This window comes from Bacillus sp. JST-5 (assembly GCF_057747715.1).
In genome coordinates this window covers 1-531 of sequence record NZ_JBYLHW010000173.1, presented here as the reverse complement: position 1 = coordinate 531, position 531 = coordinate 1, and the positions used below count along the sequence as shown (strand labels likewise).

Sequence of the window (531 nt, the reverse complement as noted above, 5' to 3'; positions counted from 1 at the left end):
TCCCCTACGATAAGTCAACATCAGCTCGTCCCTCGCTGTGTTTCCTTTATCTCAGTGCAGGAGTGTCTCCCGTTCGTTCGCCACTAAACGCTCGCCTCCGCTTTTCTAGTCACCAGTTGTCTTGGTTGATGATGGGTTTGTTTAGGCGGAATTTGCCTGTTGCTATTCTTGCTTCTGTTTTTTCTTTTATTCGGTCGTGACATTCTTGACATAAATATGTATGAATCGGTCGGTTTCTTAATTTTTTAGCAAGAGGGGAATGATCATCAATCTCTTCAATTTTGTCACAAATGACGCATTTTACTTTCATGCATGTACCTCCAAAAAGGTTCTATCAAGAATTGTTAATAGTATACCATGAAATGATTCAAATTGTCTGAAAGAAAACAAAAAATGGGGCTGTCCAAAAAGTCAGGGTAACTGACTTTTTGGAGCCCCTCATTTTTCACTTTTAAAAAAAATGCACAAAAAAATCGTCCTTTCTAGTAAAATGAAGTTACCACACAACATTACAGAAAGGACGATTTTTTA

Annotated in this window: 1 protein-coding gene; it reads right to left on the bottom strand. The window is 38.0% G+C overall.

The window, feature by feature from the left end:
- Window positions 1-109: 109 nt before the first annotated feature.
- A complete protein-coding gene (locus AC3ASS_RS14455; RefSeq protein ID WP_488284177.1) occupies window positions 110-310 on the bottom strand; it encodes a YlaI family protein in 201 nt (66 codons plus the stop codon).
- Between the last annotated feature and the right edge of the window lie 221 nt (window positions 311-531).

What these genes read in the sequence shown, in the direction of transcription:
- AC3ASS_RS14455 (WP_488284177.1), bottom strand. Translation starts at nt 310, where the DNA reads ATGAAAGTAAAATGCGTCATTTGTGACAAAATTGAAGAGATTGATGAT.